Here is a 20,845-nt window from a genome sequence, read left to right as displayed (position 1 = left end):
CATTCTGTTGGAATGATAATAGCTTTAGAATTACATGTTTACTTCGGTAAATATTAGTTTTGAAGTCAGTATTCATTGAGCCGCATCTTAGGATGCAAAAAACTTTAATTGAAGAGTTTGATCATGGCTCAGATTGAACGCTGGCGGCAGGCCTAACACATGCAAGTCGAGCGGTAACAGGAAGTAGCTTGCTACTTCGCTGACGAGCGGCGGACGGGTGAGTAATGCCTAGGAAATTGCCCTGATGTGGGGGATAACCATTGGAAACGATGGCTAATACCGCATAATGCCTTCGGGCCAAAGAGGGGGACCTTCGGGCCTCTCGCGTCAGGATATGCCTAGGTGGGATTAGCTAGTTGGTGAGGTAATGGCTCACCAAGGCGACGATCCCTAGCTGGTCTGAGAGGATGATCAGCCACACTGGAACTGAGACACGGTCCAGACTCCTACGGGAGGCAGCAGTGGGGAATATTGCACAATGGGCGCAAGCCTGATGCAGCCATGCCGCGTGTATGAAGAAGGCCTTCGGGTTGTAAAGTACTTTCAGTCGTGAGGAAGGTGGTGTTGTTAATAGCAGCATCATTTGACGTTAGCGACAGAAGAAGCACCGGCTAACTCCGTGCCAGCAGCCGCGGTAATACGGAGGGTGCGAGCGTTAATCGGAATTACTGGGCGTAAAGCGCATGCAGGTGGTTCGTTAAGTCAGATGTGAAAGCCCGGGGCTCAACCTCGGAACTGCATTTGAAACTGGCGGACTAGAGTACTGTAGAGGGGGGTAGAATTTCAGGTGTAGCGGTGAAATGCGTAGAGATCTGAAGGAATACCAGTGGCGAAGGCGGCCCCCTGGACAGATACTGACACTCAGATGCGAAAGCGTGGGGAGCAAACAGGATTAGATACCCTGGTAGTCCACGCCGTAAACGATGTCTACTTGGAGGTTGTGGCCTTGAGCCGTGGCTTTCGGAGCTAACGCGTTAAGTAGACCGCCTGGGGAGTACGGTCGCAAGATTAAAACTCAAATGAATTGACGGGGGCCCGCACAAGCGGTGGAGCATGTGGTTTAATTCGATGCAACGCGAAGAACCTTACCTACTCTTGACATCCAGAGAAGCCAGCGGAGACGCAGGTGTGCCTTCGGGAACTCTGAGACAGGTGCTGCATGGCTGTCGTCAGCTCGTGTTGTGAAATGTTGGGTTAAGTCCCGCAACGAGCGCAACCCTTATCCTTGTTTGCCAGCGAGTAATGTCGGGAACTCCAGGGAGACTGCCGGTGATAAACCGGAGGAAGGTGGGGACGACGTCAAGTCATCATGGCCCTTACGAGTAGGGCTACACACGTGCTACAATGGCGCATACAGAGGGCAGCAAGCTAGCGATAGTGAGCGAATCCCAAAAAGTGCGTCGTAGTCCGGATTGGAGTCTGCAACTCGACTCCATGAAGTCGGAATCGCTAGTAATCGTAGATCAGAATGCTACGGTGAATACGTTCCCGGGCCTTGTACACACCGCCCGTCACACCATGGGAGTGGGCTGCAAAAGAAGTGGGTAGTTTAACCTTTCGGGGAGGACGCTCACCACTTTGTGGTTCATGACTGGGGTGAAGTCGTAACAAGGTAGCCCTAGGGGAACCTGGGGCTGGATCACCTCCTTATATACGAAGATTTTCACGATGAGTACCCACACAGATTGATTAGGTTTAAAAAGTAAAAGAGACGAAGAACTCCCAAGTTCTTCAATATCCAGTGTCCCGTTCGTCTAGAGGCCTAGGACACCGCCCTTTCACGGCGGTAACAGGGGTTCGACTCCCCTACGGGATACCATTGGGTCGTTAGCTCAGTTGGTAGAGCAGTTGACTTTTAATCAATTGGTCGCAGGTTCGAATCCTGCACGACCCACCATTCTTCTCCACTGAAGAATTAAAACTTAATGTGGGCGATTAGCTCAGTTGGGAGAGCACCTGCCTTACAAGCAGGGGGTCACTGGTTCGAGCCCGGTATCGCCCACCATTCTCTAAGTATTTTGTTTATGTTATCCAAACCAGTTCGCGAGAAGTTGGTTGGATTTTCTGACGATAAAGTCTTTAGAAAATGTCTATTAAGTTAGATGTTGCTCTTTAACAATTTGGAAAGCTGACTGATTTGATTACTTACGAGTAACTCAAATCAAATTTAAAAGTTCTCAATGTTTATCTTCATTGATAAACACACAAACACATTCAAGTGTCTTGTATTCGGAACAATGTTTACATTGTTCCATTATTGAGTCCGGCAAACAGTCATTGAGAATTAACCCTTCTTAATGACAACCAAAAACCTTGGTTAGTTGCCATACACAAGACCCTTTCGGGTTGTATGGTTAAGTGACTAAGCGTACACGGTGGATGCCTTGGCAGTCAGAGGCGATGAAGGACGTATTAACTTGCGATAAGCCCAGATTAGACAGTAAAAGTCTTTTGAGTCTGGGATTTCCGAATGGGGAAACCCACTAGCATAAGCTAGTATCGTTACGTGAATACATAGCGTAACGAGGCGAACTCGGGGAACTGAAACATCTAAGTACCCGAAGGAAGAGAAATCAACCGAGATTCCGAAAGTAGCGGCGAGCGAAATTGGATTAGCCCTTAAGCTTTTAATGATGCAGGTGAAGACTCTGGAAAGTGTCGCAGCAAAGGGTGATAGCCCCGTAACCGACGCATCATAATCAGTGAAATCGAGTAGGGCGGGACACGTGATATCCTGTCTGAATATGGGGGGACCATCCTCCAAGGCTAAATACTACTGACTGACCGATAGTGAACCAGTACCGTGAGGGAAAGGCGAAAAGAACCCCTGTGAGGGGAGTGAAATAGAACCTGAAACCGTGTACGTACAAGCAGTAGGAGCACCTTCGTGGTGTGACTGCGTACCTTTTGTATAATGGGTCAGCGACTTATATTCAGTGGCAAGGTTAACCGTTTAGGGGAGCCGTAGGGAAACCGAGTCTTAACTGGGCGACACAGTCTCTGGATATAGACCCGAAACCGAGTGATCTAGCCATGGGCAGGTTGAAGGTTGAGTAACATCAACTGGAGGACCGAACCGACTAATGTTGAAAAATTAGCGGATGACTTGTGGCTAGGGGTGAAAGGCCAATCAAACTCGGAGATAGCTGGTTCTCCCCGAAATCTATTTAGGTAGAGCCTCGGACGAATACTACTGGGGGTAGAGCACTGTTAAGGCTAGGGGGTCATCCCGACTTACCAACCCTTTGCAAACTCCGAATACCAGTAAGTACTATCCGGGAGACACACGGCGGGTGCTAACGTCCGTCGTGAAGAGGGAAACAACCCAGACCGCCAGCTAAGGTCCCAAATTATTACTAAGTGGGAAACGATGTGGGAAGGCTCAGACAGCCAGGATGTTGGCTTAGAAGCAGCCATCATTTAAAGAAAGCGTAATAGCTCACTGGTCGAGTCGGCCTGCGCGGAAGATGTAACGGGGCTAAGTAATAAACCGAAGCTGCGGCTGCACACTTAGGTGTGTGGGGTAGGGGAGCGTTCTGTAAGCGGTTGAAGGTGGTTCGTAAGGGCTGCTGGACGTATCAGAAGTGCGAATGCTGACATGAGTAACGATAATGGGAGTGAAAAACTCCCACGCCGGAAGACCAAGGGTTCCTGTCCAACGTTAATCGGGGCAGGGTAAGTCGACCCCTAAGGCGAGGCTGAAAAGCGTAGTCGATGGGAAACGGGTTAATATTCCCGTACTTCTTATAATTGCGATGGGGGGACGGAGAAGGCTAGGTGGGCCTGGCGACGGTTGTCCAGGTTCAAGTGCGTAGGCTAAGAGTTTAGGTAAATCCGGACTCTTGTTAGGCTGAGACACGATGTCGAGCACCTACGGGTGTGAAGTCATTGATGCCATACTTCCAGGAAAAGCCTCTAAGCTTCAGATTATAAGAAATCGTACCCCAAACCGACACAGGTGGTCGGGTAGAGAATACCAAGGCGCTTGAGAGAACTCGGGTGAAGGAACTAGGCAAAATGGTACCGTAACTTCGGGAGAAGGTACGCTCTTGGCGGTGAAGTCCCTTGCGGATGGAGCTACTAGGAGTCGCAGATACCAGGTGGCTGCAACTGTTTATTAAAAACACAGCACTGTGCAAAATCGTAAGATGACGTATACGGTGTGACGCCTGCCCGGTGCCGGAAGGTTAATTGATGGGGTTAGACTTCGGTCGAAGCTCTTGATCGAAGCCCCGGTAAACGGCGGCCGTAACTATAACGGTCCTAAGGTAGCGAAATTCCTTGTCGGGTAAGTTCCGACCTGCACGAATGGCGTAATGATGGCCACGCTGTCTCCACCCGAGACTCAGTGAAATTGAAATCGCTGTGAAGATGCAGTGTACCCGCGGCTAGACGGAAAGACCCCGTGAACCTTTACTACAGCTTGGCACTGAACATTGACCCTACATGTGTAGGATAGGTGGGAGACTTTGAAACCGCGTCGCCAGATGCGGTGGAGTCAACCTTGAAATACCACCCTTGTATGCTTGATGTTCTAACGTAGGTCCCTTATCGGGATTGCGGACAGTGCCTGGTGGGTAGTTTGACTGGGGCGGTCTCCTCCCAAAGAGTAACGGAGGAGCACGAAGGTGGGCTAAACACGGTTGGACATCGTGTGGTTAGTGCAATGGCATAAGCCCGCTTGACTGCGAGAATGACAATTCGAGCAGGTACGAAAGTAGGTCATAGTGATCCGGTGGTTCTGAATGGAAGGGCCATCGCTCAACGGATAAAAGGTACTCCGGGGATAACAGGCTGATACCGCCCAAGAGTTCATATCGACGGCGGTGTTTGGCACCTCGATGTCGGCTCATCACATCCTGGGGCTGAAGTCGGTCCCAAGGGTATGGCTGTTCGCCATTTAAAGTGGTACGCGAGCTGGGTTTAGAACGTCGTGAGACAGTTCGGTCCCTATCTGCCGTGGGCGTTGGAAGATTGAAGGGGGCTGCTCCTAGTACGAGAGGACCGGAGTGGACGAACCTCTGGTGTTCGGGTTGTCACGCCAGTGGCATTGCCCGGTAGCTAAGTTCGGAATCGATAAGCGCTGAAAGCATCTAAGCGCGAAGCGAGCCCTGAGATGAGTCTTCCCTGGCACTTTAAGTGCCCTAAAGGGTTGTTCAAGACTAGAACGTTGATAGGCAGGGTGTGTAAGTGCTGCGAGGCATTGAGCTAACCTGTACTAATTGCCCGTGAGGCTTAACCATACAACACCCAAGGGGTTTTGATGGACTCGATATATACAGACAAACTTGAATGAGTTTAGAGAACTAAAACAGCTTTCCGAATTATTTTACCTTTAGCTTTTTTAAAAGCTGAAAGTAGAAAAAGAATTTGCTTGGCGACCATAGCGTTGCGGACCCACCTGACTCCATACCGAACTCAGAAGTGAAACGCAGTAGCGCCGATGGTAGTGTGGGGCTTCCCCATGTGAGAGTAGGACATCGCCAGGCTTTAAATTAAATCTGTAGGTTGACCGACCTGGAGATATGGACGCTCACATAGTGAGTTGACCACTGCGGAGTGGTAGTTCAGTTGGTTAGAATACCGGCCTGTCACGCCGGGGGTCGCGGGTTCGAGTCCCGTCCACTCCGCCACTTATTTTAAAAGCCCTAATCGAAAGATTAGGGCTTTTTTACGTTTGCCATTTGAGAAAATAATACCAATTCGGTTAATTAAGTGGTCAGATTTAACCAATCTCTAAAGCAGAGTGAGATGACTCTGCTTTTATCTTCACAAAACGATGCCACGCTCCACATAATGTCTCTACGATATCGTCATAGTTTTCGAAGCACCTATTTGCTACTTCATTTTGACGGAGCCAACTCCATACCTGTTCTATAGGGTTAAGCTCGGGAGAATAAGGTGGGATATGGATGACGGTGAGGCTCTCAAATTCATCTGCAAGATAGCTCTGATGCTAACTCGCTTGGTTCATGATAACAACGGCATGCTTGCCAACCTGTGTGGCTTGAGAAATCAATCTGAGTTGCTCTTTCATTGTTCAGAGGAACCACTATCGTGTCGTAACACATATTGCACCGAATAGGTATGCATACTCGAATTACTGTTGTTGTACTACTCTGGGGCGCGTACCTTTCTCTGCCCATATTCGCGTTGTTATATTACGTTGACCAAATCTAGCCTCGTCTTGAAACCATATTTGAACATCTTTTAAGGGGACATGACCAAGGATCTTAAGGATTTTAAGGAACATTTCGATTGGGAATTTTTTCAAAAGCTGCTTGGGCTTCAATTGACTGCTTAGGATGTTTAGAACGAGTAGTGATCCTACTCAGACCAATGTCATGTAATAACTGATAGAGCGCCGACTTTTTATATGATGTATCGAAATGGCTTTCTATATAAAGCCCAATGTCTCTCGCTTGAAGGCGGCCGCCACTTTCATTAGCTGCGTGCTCGATAATATATTCTTTGACTTGTGATTTCTGCTCATCAGTTAGGCGACGGGGTCTACCAGAATGTGGTTTCTCTTGAAGTCCTTCAAGACCATTATCAAGATATGCTTTGACCTATTTATTGACGCTTACTCTGCTAACTTTAAGGTACTTAGCTATTTTAGTGCGACTTTTACCGTCAACAAAATGAGAAACGGCTAAATAACGCATTCTAAGTCGAGCATTGGTTGTGGAATTAATCAAACTCGGAAAGTCATGCTTCATAAGGACTCCTTTTACGAGTCTTTATTAGGTCATAAAATTAACGGAATTGATATTACAAGTTTTGAAATCAGTATTATCAAGGCTATCCATTAATCGTTATTACAATAGTCTGGTAGCCTTAATTAGAGAATAAATTACAATTAGTGAATGTAGTGGAGTGTTTAAATTTATTCACGAACATGGTTTTTTACAAAAGATCCAATCTCCATTGCATAATCATTACACGTTATTTTTCTCTTCTTTTTTCGCTTTCTCTATTAGTGGTGTAATCGTTGATCCCTGAATTAGAATTGAGAAAACGACAACGGCATATGTCATGACAAGTAGAATCTCTTTAACATCTATCATTTTATCTGGAATGACCATTACGCCCGATGGAATGGATAGTGCCATTGCAAGCGCAAGCCCTCCTCTGAGTCCACCCCAAGTCAGTATTTTTATCGACCATCGATTGTAAGTTCGAAAGCGACGAAAGCCTAAGTATGATATCCACACACTCAAATAACGACTGACAAGAACAAGAGGGATAGCGAATATCATTAAGAGCCAATCCTCTTGGTGAAACTCAAAAAGTAGCATCGACATACCAATTAATAGAAATAACACGCCGTTTAAAAACTCATCGACGAGTTCCCAAAAGTGATCGAGATGTTCTTCACTCTCTTTCGAAAAACCAATGTAGCGAGTCCAGTTGCCGATCATAATTCCGGAGACAACCATAGCAAGCGGCCCTGAAACGTGAATAACATCGGCAAATACATAGCCAGCCGTTGGGATGCCTATAGTCAGTAGCAGCTCCATAGAATGATCATTAGTAGAACTGATGAGGTAGTGAAAAAGAAGACCTAAGGCGAAACCGTAGATTATGCCACCCAGCCCTTCTTGGATAAACAGCATGGTGACACTTCTAGCTGTTGGTTGTTCTGTGCCAAAAGCAATAGTGAATAAAGTGACAAAAATAACCAAGCCAAAGCCATCATTGAACAGCGATTCGCCCTCGATCTGAGTTGATATCCGCTTTGGCGCATCAAGCTTTTTCACTATAGCTAACACAGCGATAGGGTCGGTTGGAGAGATTAGTGATCCAAACAAGAGGCAGTAGACTAAGTCAAAATCAATTCCAATGAGTTGACAGAATGTATATAGAATGAAGCCAATGAAAAATGTGGAGAATAATGTAGCACCTAACGCTAATGTCGTGATTTCCCACTTTTGATCTTTTAGATTCGGAAGTTTTATCCCCAAACCTCCTGCAAATAATAGAAAGCCTAAAATGCCCTTAAGTAGGAAATCTTCAAAGTTGATGGTTGCCATCGTATCTGTGGCGACTTCTGTTAATTGAAACCAATCATTTTGTCCTGCAATAATGATAAGCAAAGATAACATTAGAGCGCCAGCTGTTATGGCAATGGTGGTTTGCATCTTTCCTATCTTGCTGTTTATAAAAGCAATCATCATCGCAGCAGCGGATAAAAAGCAAAGAGTGTAATAGACAGACATTCACGGACCTATTTGTAACAAAATATGAATAATATTTTCAGCGGATAAAGCCCAAATAGCAAACAGTTTTTGTTAATGCTCTGTGAAGTTATTAGTTTCTTCTGAACAAGAATAAAGGAGTTATAGACGTCTAGATTTCTACTTTTTCTGTGATAGGATGTTAGAACAACTAAAGGAATGAGGTGGTATTGTGGGAAGCAATATAAGAAAACAGATAGAAGCTCAACTTAAGCAGAGGATTTTGCTTATTGATGGTGGCATGGGAACTATGATCCAGGGCTACAAACTCGAAGAACAGGAGTATCGAGGGGAGCGTTTTTCTGAGTGGCATTGCGATCTGAAAGGAAATAATGACCTATTAGTACTTAGCCAACCTCAAATTATTAGTGAGATACATCATCAGTACCTAGAAGCGGGTGCTGATATTTTAGAAACTAATACCTTTAATGCGACGACCATTGCCATGGCTGACTATGACATGGAATCGCTGAGTCGAGATATTAACTTTGCTGCGGCTAAACTCGCTCGAACTGCAGCTGACGAATGGACTAAAAAGACACCTGATAAGCCGCGATACGTGGCAGGTGTATTAGGTCCAACTAACCGAACTTGTTCCATTTCGCCAGATGTGAACGATCCTGGCTACCGAAATGTTTCTTTTGATGAATTAGTAGAAGCTTACTCTGAATCGACGCTTGCCTTGATTGAGGGAGGGAGCGATCTCATCCTGATTGAAACTATATTTGATACTCTGAATGCTAAAGCATGTGCATTCGCGGTTGAAACGGTTTTTGATGAGTTAGGTTATTCGCTTCCTGTCATGATCTCAGGAACTATAACAGATGCATCTGGGCGTACTTTATCAGGACAAACTACAGAAGCTTTTTACAACGCACTAAGGCATGTACGACCTATATCGTTCGGTTTGAACTGTGCTTTGGGGCCAGATGAACTTCGCCCTTATGTTGATGAATTGTCGCGTATTTCTGAATGTAGTGTTTCTGCTCACCCTAACGCAGGCCTCCCTAATGCATTTGGCGAATATGATTTGTCACCAGAAGACATGGCTGAACATGTCAAAGAATGGGCTCAAAGTGGATTTTTGAACCTTATTGGTGGCTGTTGTGGCACAACGCCTGAACATATTCGTCAGATGGCTCAGGCTGTGGAAAATATTACGCCAAGAGCTTTGCCAGAGCTTCCTATTGCTTGTCGACTTTCTGGTTTAGAACCTTTAACTATTTCCAAAGAATCATTGTTTGTTAACGTTGGTGAGCGTACCAATGTGACGGGTTCTGCTCGCTTTAAACGTCTGATTAAAGAAGAACTTTATGATGAAGCTCTAAGTGTTGCGCAGGAACAAGTTGAAAATGGTGCCCAAATTATCGATATCAACATGGATGAAGGAATGCTTGATGCCGAAGCGTGTATGGTTCGCTTCCTTAATTTATGTGCTTCTGAGCCCGAGATATCCAAAGTCCCAGTGATGGTTGATTCCTCTAAATGGGAAGTGATTGAAGCCGGACTTAAATGCATTCAGGGTAAAGGTATTGTTAACTCGATCTCTCTTAAAGAGGGCAAAGAAAAGTTTGTAGAGCAAGCCAAGCTCGTTCGTCGCTATGGTGCTGCTGTGATTGTTATGGCATTTGATGAAGTTGGGCAGGCCGATACACGTGAACGTAAAATAGAAATTTGTACTAACGCCTATAACATTCTTGTCGATGAGGTTGGCTTTCCACCTGAAGACATTATATTCGATCCCAATATCTTTGCCGTTGCGACAGGGATTGATGAGCATAATAACTATGCGGTCGATTTCATTGAAGCGGTCGGTGATATCAAACGAACACTTCCTCATGCCATGATCTCTGGTGGTGTTTCAAACGTCTCATTTTCATTTCGCGGTAATAATTACGTTCGTGAAGCTATCCATGCTGTATTTCTATATCACTGTTTTAAAAATGGTATGGATATGGGAATTGTTAACGCAGGCCAGCTTGAGATTTACGACAATGTCCCTGAAGATTTACGCGAAGCAGTTGAAGATGTAGTCCTAAATAGAAGAGATGATTCGACAGAGCGTCTATTAGATATTGCGACAGAATACTTGGAGCGGGCTGTAGGAAAAGTTGAAGATAAGTCAGCACTTGAATGGCGAACTTGGCCTGTAGAGAAACGTTTAGAACACTCTTTAGTCAAGGGGATCACTGATTTTATTGTCGAAGATACTGAAGAAGCCCGAACAAATGCGAGTCGTCCTATTGAAGTGATAGAAGGCCCATTAATGGATGGGATGAACGTGGTTGGTGACCTCTTTGGTGAAGGGAAAATGTTCTTGCCTCAAGTGGTTAAGTCAGCCCGAGTGATGAAGCAAGCCGTTGCTCACTTAGAGCCTTTTATCAATGCATCAAAAGAAGCGGGAAGCACGAATGGTAAAATTCTTCTCGCAACTGTAAAAGGAGATGTTCACGATATCGGTAAAAACATTGTAGGGGTCGTGCTGCAGTGTAATAACTATGAAATTATCGATTTAGGAGTAATGGTTCCTTGCGAAAAAATACTGAAGGTCGCCAAAGAAGAGAATGTCGATATCATCGGATTATCAGGTTTGATAACGCCTTCGCTTGATGAGATGGTACATGTGGCAAAAGAGATGGAACGACAGGGATTTGATTTGCCACTATTGATTGGCGGTGCGACAACGTCAAAAGCACACACCGCAGTTAAAATTGAACAGAACTACAATCAGCCAGTTGTCTATGTCAACAACGCTTCTCGTGCGGTTGGGGTTTGTACCTCTTTACTCTCTAATGAACTAAAACCAGCCTTCATTGAAAAGCTTGATCTAGATTATGACCGAGTTCGAGACCAGCATAATCGCAAAACACCACGAACGAAACCTATTACACTTGAAGAAGCAAGAGCGAATCGAGTTGAGATTGATTGGCAAGCTTATACACCGCCAGCACCTAAAAAACCGGGAGTCCATATTTTTGATGATGTGGACATTGCCACACTGAAAGATTACATCGACTGGACGCCATTTTTTATGACGTGGTCATTGATGGGGAAATATCCTGCAATTCTTGATCATGAAGAAGTTGGTGAAGAAGCGAAGCGCTTGTATCAAGACGCGAATGAGTTACTTGATCGGGTAGAACGAGAAGGATTGCTCAAAGTTCGTGGTATGTGTGCACTTTTCCCTGCAAATAGTGTTGATGATGACATTGAAGTGTATTCAAATGAATCACGCACTGAAGTCTTAGATATCTTGCATAACTTACGTCAACAGACGGCTAAACCGAAAGGATTTAACTACTGCCTGTCAGATTACATTGCACCAAAATCGAGTGGTAAAGCGGATTGGATTGGTGGCTTTGCGGTGACGGGTGGCATTGGGGAACGTGAACTGGCTGACGATTATAAAGCTAAAGGTGATGATTATAATGCCATTATGATTCAAGCTGTGGCTGACCGTTTAGCTGAAGCTTTCGCTGAATATTTGCATGAGAAAGTACGTAAGGATATTTGGGGTTATGCGGTTGATGAGAATTTATCGAATGATGAATTGATCCGTGAAAAATACCAAGGCATCCGACCTGCTCCTGGTTATCCAGCATGTCCTGAACATACAGAAAAAGGGACATTATGGACGTTGATGAATGTAGAAGAAGCGATTGGTATGTCATTGACGTCTAGCTATGCAATGTGGCCGGGCGCGTCGGTTTCGGGAATGTATTTCTCACACCCTGATTCTCGCTATTTTGCGATTGCGCAGATCCAACAAGATCAAGTGGAAAGCTATGCCGATCGTAAAGGGTGGGATAAGTTGGAAGCCGAAAAATGGCTTGGGCCTAATATCAATTAGAAAAGTGTCTTAATAAAATGCCCGCTGATCATCAGCGGGCATTTTTGTTCGTGGTCGTATTAATTATGACTCTTCAAATAACTCTTGATGGAGTTTTTGAATGGCGCTTTTGGCAACCGACTCGTGGAGTAAGAAGCATAGATTATGCGGGCTGGCACCGTAACAAATCATGCGTAAATTAAAATCTTCCAGCGTGCTGAATACCTGTTTCGCGTATCCTTTACTTTCACTCATGTTATTACCAATAAGAGCAACAAGGCAGAGGTTGTGCTCGACATCGACGGTGCACAGTGCTTCAAGTTCTTGTTTTACAATGCTTGGTAATTGAGGTGCTCCGCCTGCGGTATCTGTTTGATCAAGAGTGAGAGAGACACTTACTTCAGATGTGGTGATTAAATCAACAGAGATTTTATGCTTAGCTAGAATCTGGAAAACATCGGCCAAAAAGCCGTAAGCATGAAACATGTTTGGGCTGCGCAGTGTCACCATGGTTTGATTGCAGCGTAACGCGAGAGCCCTAAAAAGAGGTGCGCTGGCGACCTCTTGACGAATCCATGTCCCTCCTTTCTCTGGTTCTTTTGAGGATCCAACAAAAACGGGGATCTGGTGTCGCAATGCAGGTAATAAAGTTGAAGGGTGGAGGATCTTGGCCCCAAAATTGGCCATTTCAGAGGCTTCACTAAAACTAATTTCTGGAATTGGGGAGGCTTTTTGCGCAATACGAGGATCTGTAGTGTAGATACCTGGGACATCTGTCCAAATTTCTAAACCTGATGCTGAAACTGCTTCAGCAATAAGTGCGGCACTATAATCACTGCCTCCTCTTCCAAGTGTAGTAGTTTGGCCGTTTGAATCAGATCCAATGAAGCCTTGAGTGACAACAACATGTTCTTGGCAAAGAGGAGAGAGCTTCTTACTTGCAAGTGAGGAAATGATGTCTAATTGAGGTTCTGCTTTTCCAAACGCACTATCAGTTTTTAGTATTTCGCGAATATCAAACCTTACCGCATGAATTCCACGCTCTCGCATTAGTTGAGTCAAAATGTGCGTCGACATTAACTCGCCACAAGCAACAAGATTATCGGTGAGTCTCGCGGAGGGCTGAGATGCCGATTCTTCAGCCAAACTTGCAACATCACTCAATATGACATCGATTGATTGTTTAATAGACTGAGCATCAGTCAATTGCTCAAGTATTGCTTGGTGAATCTTATCAATCTTATTAATCAACTCTTGGCGACGTGTTGATTCGGTAACGCCATTCGCTAATTCAACTAATAGATTAGTCACGCCAGAACACGCACTGCTGACGATGAGTTTAGTGTTTGGGTTGTTTTCTACAACTGCAGCACAACGGCTCATTGCTTCAAAGTTAGCGACACTTGTCCCGCCAAATTTTGCAACGTTAAAGGAACCAGCTACATTCAATGTGCTCACGATATATCTCCCACGACTTCCTGATAAATAATTACGGATTGGTAATCCAACATCCAATGTTTGAAGAGAGAATTGAGCAGAGGCAATAATAGAATAGAACACCTCAGAAGCTCCTCATCAGATAGAACTGATGACAGTCGAAGGGATTCAGCCCGTTCAACCGACAACTCAAAGCCACAACTTTGAATTACCTCGGCATTGCTCCCCATGAATGGTTTGTATTGGAGTTGAGGCTCCACAAAACATCTGCCTGGGCAATGCTCCTCTTCTGCTAGATAGCTTAGACATTGAACGTTTTTAGGGAAGAAAAGTCAATTACTATGCATAAAATAAATTTAACATTTTTGTGACACTGGTTTGACCTCATACTTGAGTCGAATTGTTGTTCGCTGAAAATTCGATTAACCTATTCACTCATATAGCCATTCGCAAGGAGCGTTTATGCCAATTCAAAGTTTTTTTCCACCACATCGAACATTGATGGGGCCGGGACCATCGGATATCTCACCGCAGGTCTTACAAGCGCTTAGTCGTCCAACTGTTGGTCATCTTGACCCACTTTTTATTCAAATGATGGATGAACTTAAACAACTACTAAAGTATGCATTTCAGACTGAAAATGAGTTCACTATTGCTGTTTCAGCTCCAGGCAGTGCGGGCATGGAAGCTTGCTTTGTTAACCTCATTGAGCCAGGCGATAAAGTGATTGTTTGCCGCAATGGAGTGTTTGGCGAACGAATGCGTGAAAATGTGATCCGTTGTGGTGGTGAAGTAGTCCTAGTGGACGATGAATGGGGTAAACCCGTCTCCATTGGTAAAGTTGAGCAGGCATTAGTTGAAAACCCGGATACGAAGATCCTCGCTTTTGTCCATGCAGAAACGTCCACAGGAGCATTGAGTAATGCTCAAGCGTTAGGTAAGTTAGCAAAAGATTACGGTGCTTTAACGATTGTCGATGCTGTTACCTCTTTAGGTGGCGTGCCTTTGCTGGTGGATGAATGGCAGTTAGACGCGGTTTATTCAGGAAGCCAAAAGTGTCTGTCTTGTGTTCCTGGTCTATCCCCTCTGACTTTCTCTGCTAAAGCCATTGAAAAAATTGAATCGAGATCAACGCCGATTCAGAGTTGGTTTCTTGATCAAAGTTTAGTGTTGGGCTATTGGAGCGGAGAAGGAAAACGTAGCTATCACCACACGGCACCTGTCAACAGTTTGTATGCACTACATGAAGCGTTAGTGTTACTCCAAAATGAAGGGCTTGAACAGGCTTGGAAGCGTCATAAACAGATGCATGAAAAACTGAAAAGTGGCCTTGAGCGACTGGGTTTCACCTTTGTGGTTGATGAAGCGAGCAGATTACCTCAGCTTAATGCCGTGTTTATCCCTGAAGGTATTGATGAAGCGGCGGTTCGAGGGCATTTATTGAATGAGTATAACCTTGAGATTGGTGCTGGCCTTGGCGCTTTGGCGGGTAAAGCTTGGCGAATTGGTTTGATGGGTTATGCAGCACGCAATGAAAATGTGTCGTTATGCTTACGAGCGTTAGAAGAGTCGCTGACTTAAGCTGTATTGAGTTAGTGCGATTTAAAATGGCGAGCTATTAACTCGCCATTTTTGTGTCTATTGTTTCGCTGCAGGAGATTGAGAGACGGCTGACGATGGCGGAGTGTATTGAACCTTCGAGAAGTCTTTATTTGGAAACAAGAAACGAGCTTCGGCCCTGACTTGCTCAGCTCTACTTGGGTCGCTAAGCCCCTGATAAGCCAAAATAAGATTGCTGTAGAAAGCTGGACGCGGCTTGGTTTTAATAATATCTAAAGACCAAGATACATATGGTTTTATCAAAGCTGAATCTTCTGTGTATAACCCAATATTGAGATAAGTGCTGTAAACATCCCAATCAAAACGGTCCTTCCAAACTACGGGGTTTGTGACTTGCTTTAAAATATCAGGATCTTTGGGAGCTGAACGTTCAAATTGAGTCAGTATGTAGTTAGTGTGCAAAGCACTGAGCATATAAAAACTGGTCAGAATTGGGATAACCAAGCTCAAGACTCTGAATAATGTTTTACTGATTACTGAAAAGGACTGAGTTTTATATTTGGATACGCGTTGATCAACCCAAAAAATGAGAATAATGAAAATCAGCCAATGCGCGGCTGAATGGTAAAACGGATATTCTAGCTGGGAGTGCAATACAATGGGAGTAAATAGTGCGAACAGTGCCAGCCTTGTGCCTCGTTTTGCCGTATAAATTCGTGACAACACAAGCATTGCGGCAAGTAAAATACCAATAACTGGAACAACGCCACCTTCGACACCCCATAATAATAGTTCATTATGAGGGTGATCCATCGCTGGCAGACCAGGAGCATAACCTTTGTTTAATTGATGCTGCCTTGCGGTATACAAAATATATTGAGATTCAAACTTACCATAGCCGTAACCAGTGAATGGCTTCTCTATCACCATATCGAGTGCTTGTGGAAACGTATAAGTTCTTGGTGTTTCTAAATCTGCTTTCGCGGTGACAAAATCGTCCGTGCCTTCCGATTGAATGAGCATTACACCGAGAGCGAGACCAATCAATACGGATATGCACCAACCAACGCAGCGTTTTAATGTGGAGAAGCGGTAAAGGTAGGGCAGAATACATATCGTTCCGAAAATTGCGCCTAACCAACCAGTTCTTGACGCCAGCGCAATGAGTAGAGGAACGGTTAAAGCAGGAACAATATAAAGCAGAGCGACTTCATTCAGTTTTTTGTTGTACTTGTGCGGCTGCGTAGTAATAAGGTAACCAGATAGAATCAGCCCTGTAGCCAGAAAACTGGCCATAACATTAGGTTGTTGGAAAATACCATATGGACGATTCGATAGAGTGTTATAACCAAAGATATTCCCCGGTTCTAACAGAAGGTATTGGTATAACCCAAAAATAGATTGGATCACGATAGCAAGAACGATAAGCCAGAGCAGTCGCTGTTTATGACGATTACTAAACATGAATTGCTGTAAGATCACAAAAAATATGAAGCCAGCCCAAAGGCCAAGTAAGCGATTACTAACACTTTCAATATTCGCATTGAGATAAAAGATAGGCACGGTTAGCAGAATGCAGCAAACAAACAAGCCAATGGTTAGCTTTGAATACCTTAGGACTCGATTGGTCGCAAGTTGATAGAGCCCAATAGCGACGCTGAAACTAAACGCCATCCATGTAGTCGGGTTGAAAGAGAGTGCTAATCCCGAACCGCCAGGATTTGGCATGAAAAAGTGCATTGCCAATAAGAAAACGACACCTAGGGAGAGTGTGAAGACGCGGTTCAAAGGAGCATTGACCATTTTCGTTTCTAATTGTGTTCCGCCTACATGCAATGTGGCCATAATGCTTTTATTCCAATCAATAAGAAGAAACCAACCGTCGCTTACTTATTATTAAGATAAGCGACTATTGCTCTTACTTTACCGTTTTTTTCTATTTCAACATAGGCTTAAGAAAGCGTGCAGTGTGTGAACCTTCGACTAGGGCGACATTTTCAGGCGTGCCTTCTGCAACAATTTCTCCACCGCCTTGGCCGCCTTCAGGTCCAAGATCGACAACCCAGTCAGCAGTTTTTACCACATCTAAGTTATGCTCAATGACAACTACCGTATTACCTCGATCTCTAAGGCGATGTAAAACGGTCAATAGTTGTTGAATATCATGAAAATGAAGGCCTGTTGTTGGCTCATCAAGAATATAGAGTGTTTTGCCTGTATCTCGTTTAGAAAGTTCACGTGCTAGCTTGATACGCTGTGCTTCACCGCCTGACAGTGTCGTTGCTGCTTGGCCTAATCGAATGTAAGACAAGCCAACATCCATCAGCGTTTGCAGTTTACGAGCAATAACGGGTACGGGTTCAAAGAACTCGCGTGAATCTTCAACAGTCATATTGAGCACTTCATCGATGCTCTTTCCTTTATATCTAACTTCCAGAGTTTCTCGGTTATAGCGTTTACCGCTGCATATATCACAAGGAACATAGACATCAGGTAAAAAGTGCATCTCGACTTTGATAACACCATCGCCCTGACATGCTTCGCAGCGACCACCGCGAACATTAAAACTGAATCGTCCGGGCTTATATCCTCGCGAACGTGATTCTTGAGTCCCTGCAAACAGTTCTCGAATTGGGGTAAAGATCCCCGTATAAGTCGCAGGGTTAGATCGAGGCGTTCTTCCTATCGGGCTTTGATCAATATCGATGACTTTGTCGAAGTGTTCCAGCCCTACTATTTTCTTATAAGGCGATGGAACAGCCGTTGTTGCGCCATTTAATTGCGTGTGGGCGATTTTAAAGAAAGTATCATTGATTAGCGTTGATTTACCTGAACCTGAAACACCAGTAATACAAGTGAATAAGCCAACTGGGATGGAGAGATCGACAGATTTTAGATTGTTCCCCGTAGCCCCTAAAAGTTGAACGGTTTTCTTAGGATCCATTGGTGTTCTTTCTACTGGTATAGGGATCTCTTTAACACCACTGAGATATTGGCCTGTGAGAGAATTTGGGTTGGCAATGATCTCATCCATCGTGCCTTCTGCAACCACTTGTCCGCCATGAACACCAGCACCAGGGCCGATATCAATGACATGATCAGCGCATCTAATTGCATCTTCATCATGCTCAACCACAATCACGGTATTACCTAGATCTCGTAAGTGAACCAGAGTTTTTAACAGACGTTCATTGTCTCGTTGATGTAGCCCAATAGAAGGCTCATCGAGAACATACATGACGCCCATTAATCCGGCACCAATTTGACTTGCAAGACGAATCCGCTGTGCTTCACCACCTGATAGAGTTTCAGAGCTACGGGAAAGGTTCAGATAATTTAAACCGACATTGACTAAGAAATGCAGGCGGTCGTTGATCTCTTTCATTACCTTATCTGCAATTTGAGCTCGTTGACCAGTGAGTGAAAGGTTTTGGAAAAAATCCATCGCTTCGCTGATACTCATCTCTACGATTTCTGGCAGGGGAGTATCATTTAAGAATACATTACGCGCTTCAACTCTTAAGCGAGTGCCATGACAGCTTGAGCATGACTTGGTGGAGATATACTTCGCGAGATCTTCACGGACAGAGTTGGATTCAGTATCGCGATATCGGCGCTCAAGTGTATTGAGTATGCCTTCAAAAGGATGGCGTTTTACTCGAATATCGCCTCGATCGTTGATGTACTTAAACTCGACTTCAGTGCGACCGGAACCTGACAAAATAATATCGCGAGTTTTCTTTGGCAGGCTTTTAAATGGAGCAAAGAGATCAAAGCCAAAGTGTTCTGCGAGAGAGTTCAGCATTTGGAAGTAGTAATAGTTTTTCTGATCCCAACCTTTTATCGCACCTTCGGCAATACTTAAGCTGTCATCTAAGATCACCCTGCTAGGATCAAAATATTGTTGTACGCCTAATCCGTCACAAGTCGCACATGCCCCTGCGGGGTTATTAAAAGAGAATAAGCGGGGTTCAAGCTCTTGCATGCTATAACCGCATTGAGAGCAGGCAAAGTTAGCAGAGAAAACAATATCTTCTTGAGTATCGTCATCCATCCAAGACACGGCAACAATACCGCCAGAAAGCTCCAATGCTGTTTCGAAAGATTCCGCTAAACGTTGCTTAAGATCATCACGAACTTTAAAGCGATCAACGACCACTTCAATCGTATGCTTTTTATGGAGTTCCAGCGTTGGAGGATCGGTAAGATCACAAGTTTCACCATCGATACGAGCACGAATAAATCCTTGAGCAGCTAAGTTTTCCAATGTTTTTACATGCTCGCCTTTTCGTTCCTTAATGATAGGAGCAAGCAGCATCATTTTTGATCCTGATGGAAGCTCTAAAACCTTATCAACCATCTGACTGATGGTTTGTGCGGCAAGAGGTGTTTTGTGTTCCGGACAGCGAGGTTCACCAACACGAGCGTATAGAAGACGTAAGTAGTCATATACTTCGGTAATGGTACCGACAGTTGAACGAGGATTATGGCTGGTGGATTTCTGCTCGATAGAGATGGCAGGAGATAAGCCCTCAATATGATCGACATCCGGTTTTTCCATCAAAGAGAGAAATTGGCGAGCGTACGCAGACAAAGATTCAACATAGCGTCGCTGACCTTCCGCATACAAGGTATCAAAAGCGAGTGACGATTTACCCGATCCTGATAACCCAGTAATTACGATTAACTTATCTCGCGGAATAGTAAGATTAATATCTTTAAGGTTATGAGTGCGGGCGCCTCGAATTTCAATTTTGTCCATCTTGAATGCTCATGTAATACCAAGTGAAGCAAGTATTACATAGTGTGAGATTTGTGCAAAGTTTTACTGGATAAAAAAACAGTATCTAAAAACAAATAATGCGGCATAAAAGCCGCATTATTTAGAATCAAATGGAGAGGTTAATCTTCTTTTTTCGTCGAGTGTTTATCCAGCTCTACTTTTTGAATGTCTTTCTTATATTGATGTTCAAAACAGTAGTTGGTTGCTTCAATATAGCCTTCTACACTACCGCAATCAAATCGTTTACCTTTGAATTTGTAGGCAAGTACGCATCCAGCTTTCGCTTGCTTAAGTAGAGCGTCGGTGATTTGAATTTCGCCGCCTTTACCTGGTTCGGTTTGCTCAATCAATTCGAAAATATCTGGAGTTAAGATGTAGCGGCCAATAATTGCTAGGTTGCTTGGTGCGGTGCCTTGTTCTGGTTTTTCAACCATATCATCAACACGGAAAAGATCATCTTTGATCATTTCACCTGAGATCACACCATACTTGTGTGTTTCATCTTCTGGCACTTCTTGGACGGCAACGATAGAGCAACGGAACTGCTTATATAGCGCAACCATTTGAGCTAACACACCTTGATCTTCATTTACACAGAGATCATCAGCAAGCACGACAGCAAAAGGTTCATCGCCGACTAACTCACGGCCAGTCAGAATTGCATGTCCTAAGCCTTTCATTTCACGCTGACGGATGTAAGTGAAGTTTGCAGATTCGATCGTCTCACGAATATTAATTAACAGCTCTTCTTTGTTAGTGCCGCTAATCTGATGCTCTAATTCATAGTTTTTATCAAAATGATCCATGATCGAGTGCTTGCCACGTCCTGTAACAATACACATCCCCGTCATTCCTGCTTGTATTGCTTCTTCAACGCCATACTCAATGAGTGGTTTATTGACCACTGGCATCATCTCTTTAGGCATTGATTTTGTTGCAGGTAAAAAACGAGTGCCGTAACCCGCTGCCGGAAATAGGCATTTCTTGATCATGGTAAAA

General features: G+C 44.4%; 7 protein-coding genes, 4 tRNA genes, 3 rRNA genes, 1 pseudogene and 1 riboswitch. Of the genes and pseudogenes, 9 read left to right on the top strand and 6 right to left on the bottom strand.

Annotated elements, in window-relative coordinates; all coding sequences use genetic code 11:
• Positions 1 to 105 precede the first annotated feature (105 nt).
• The 7 genes from OCV39_RS12925 to OCV39_RS12895 all read left to right on the top strand — a co-directional run bounded on the left by OCV39_RS12925 (position 106) and on the right by OCV39_RS12895 (position 5,633).
• Positions 106 to 1,650: ribosomal RNA gene (locus tag OCV39_RS12925) — 16S ribosomal RNA — on the top strand.
• Positions 1,651 to 1,743: 93 nt separating this feature from the next.
• Positions 1,744 to 1,819: transfer RNA gene (locus OCV39_RS12920), tRNA-Glu, on the top strand.
• A gap of 2 nt (positions 1,820 to 1,821) precedes the next feature.
• Positions 1,822 to 1,897 (top strand) — tRNA-Lys (locus tag OCV39_RS12915).
• Between the two features lie 32 nt (positions 1,898 to 1,929).
• Positions 1,930 to 2,005 (top strand) — tRNA-Val (locus OCV39_RS12910).
• Positions 2,006 to 2,352: 347 nt separating this feature from the next.
• Positions 2,353 to 5,243 (top strand): 23S ribosomal RNA (locus OCV39_RS12905).
• 130 nt (positions 5,244 to 5,373) lie between these two features.
• Positions 5,374 to 5,489 (top strand): 5S ribosomal RNA (gene rrf / locus OCV39_RS12900).
• The 16S, 23S and 5S rRNA genes sit together here with 4 tRNA genes alongside, the layout of an rRNA operon.
• 67 nt (positions 5,490 to 5,556) lie before the next feature.
• Positions 5,557 to 5,633 (top strand) — tRNA-Asp (locus tag OCV39_RS12895).
• Positions 5,634 to 5,711: 78 nt separating this feature from the next.
• On the opposite strand, the pseudogene OCV39_RS12890 reads toward OCV39_RS12895, so the two are convergent.
• Both OCV39_RS12890 and OCV39_RS12885 read right to left on the bottom strand, forming a co-directional pair.
• Positions 5,712 to 6,719 (bottom strand): annotated as a pseudogene (locus OCV39_RS12890) (IS630 family transposase).
• Between the two features lie 219 nt (positions 6,720 to 6,938).
• Positions 6,939 to 8,219 carry a cation:proton antiporter gene (locus OCV39_RS12885; protein WP_261888591.1) on the bottom strand — a complete coding sequence of 427 codons (1,281 nt, stop codon included), beginning with the start codon at positions 8,217 to 8,219 and terminating at the stop codon, positions 6,939 to 6,941.
• A 190-nt stretch (positions 8,220 to 8,409) separates the two neighbouring features.
• Between OCV39_RS12885 and metH the strand changes: the two genes are divergently transcribed.
• Entirely contained in the window at positions 8,410 to 12,087 is a 3,678-nt protein-coding gene (gene metH, locus OCV39_RS12880; RefSeq protein ID WP_113799628.1) for a methionine synthase, read from the top strand.
• 63 nt (positions 12,088 to 12,150) lie between these two features.
• On the opposite strand, the gene lysC is transcribed toward metH, so the two are convergent.
• Positions 12,151 to 13,524, bottom strand: coding sequence for a lysine-sensitive aspartokinase 3 (gene lysC / locus OCV39_RS12875; RefSeq protein WP_261889520.1), 1,374 nt, complete (start codon positions 13,522 to 13,524; stop codon positions 12,151 to 12,153).
• A 99-nt stretch (positions 13,525 to 13,623) separates the two neighbouring features.
• Positions 13,624 to 13,800, bottom strand: a riboswitch (Lysine riboswitch).
• Positions 13,801 to 13,965: 165 nt separating this feature from the next.
• Between lysC and OCV39_RS12870 the strand changes: the two genes are divergently transcribed.
• The gene (locus OCV39_RS12870; RefSeq protein WP_261888590.1) at positions 13,966 to 15,084 is read left to right on the top strand and encodes a pyridoxal-phosphate-dependent aminotransferase family protein; all 1,119 of its coding nucleotides are present in this window, start codon (positions 13,966 to 13,968) and stop codon (positions 15,082 to 15,084) included.
• A gap of 57 nt (positions 15,085 to 15,141) precedes the next feature.
• Here OCV39_RS12870 and OCV39_RS12865 read toward each other — a convergent pair whose 3' ends face one another.
• The 3 genes from OCV39_RS12865 to galU all read right to left on the bottom strand — a co-directional run bounded on the left by OCV39_RS12865 (position 15,142) and on the right by galU (position 20,838).
• A complete protein-coding gene (locus OCV39_RS12865; protein ID WP_261888589.1) occupies positions 15,142 to 16,908 on the bottom strand; it encodes a PglL family O-oligosaccharyltransferase in 1,767 nt (588 codons plus the stop codon).
• 91 nt (positions 16,909 to 16,999) lie between these two features.
• Positions 17,000 to 19,825 carry an excinuclease ABC subunit UvrA gene (gene uvrA / locus OCV39_RS12860; RefSeq protein WP_017052830.1) on the bottom strand — a complete coding sequence of 942 codons (2,826 nt, stop codon included), beginning with the start codon at positions 19,823 to 19,825 and terminating at the stop codon, positions 17,000 to 17,002.
• 140 nt (positions 19,826 to 19,965) lie between these two features.
• Positions 19,966 to 20,838: a UTP--glucose-1-phosphate uridylyltransferase GalU gene (gene galU, locus OCV39_RS12855; protein WP_113799620.1), complete on the bottom strand. Its 873-nt coding sequence runs from the start codon at positions 20,836 to 20,838 to the stop codon at positions 19,966 to 19,968.
• Positions 20,839 to 20,845 lie beyond the last annotated feature (7 nt).

It is taken from the genome of Vibrio cortegadensis (assembly GCF_024347395.1).
In the GTDB taxonomy this organism is placed as follows: Bacteria; Pseudomonadota; Gammaproteobacteria; order Enterobacterales; family Vibrionaceae; genus Vibrio; species Vibrio cortegadensis.
Note: the sequence above shows the minus strand (reverse complement) of the source record. Positions and strands in the feature narration are given on the sequence as shown.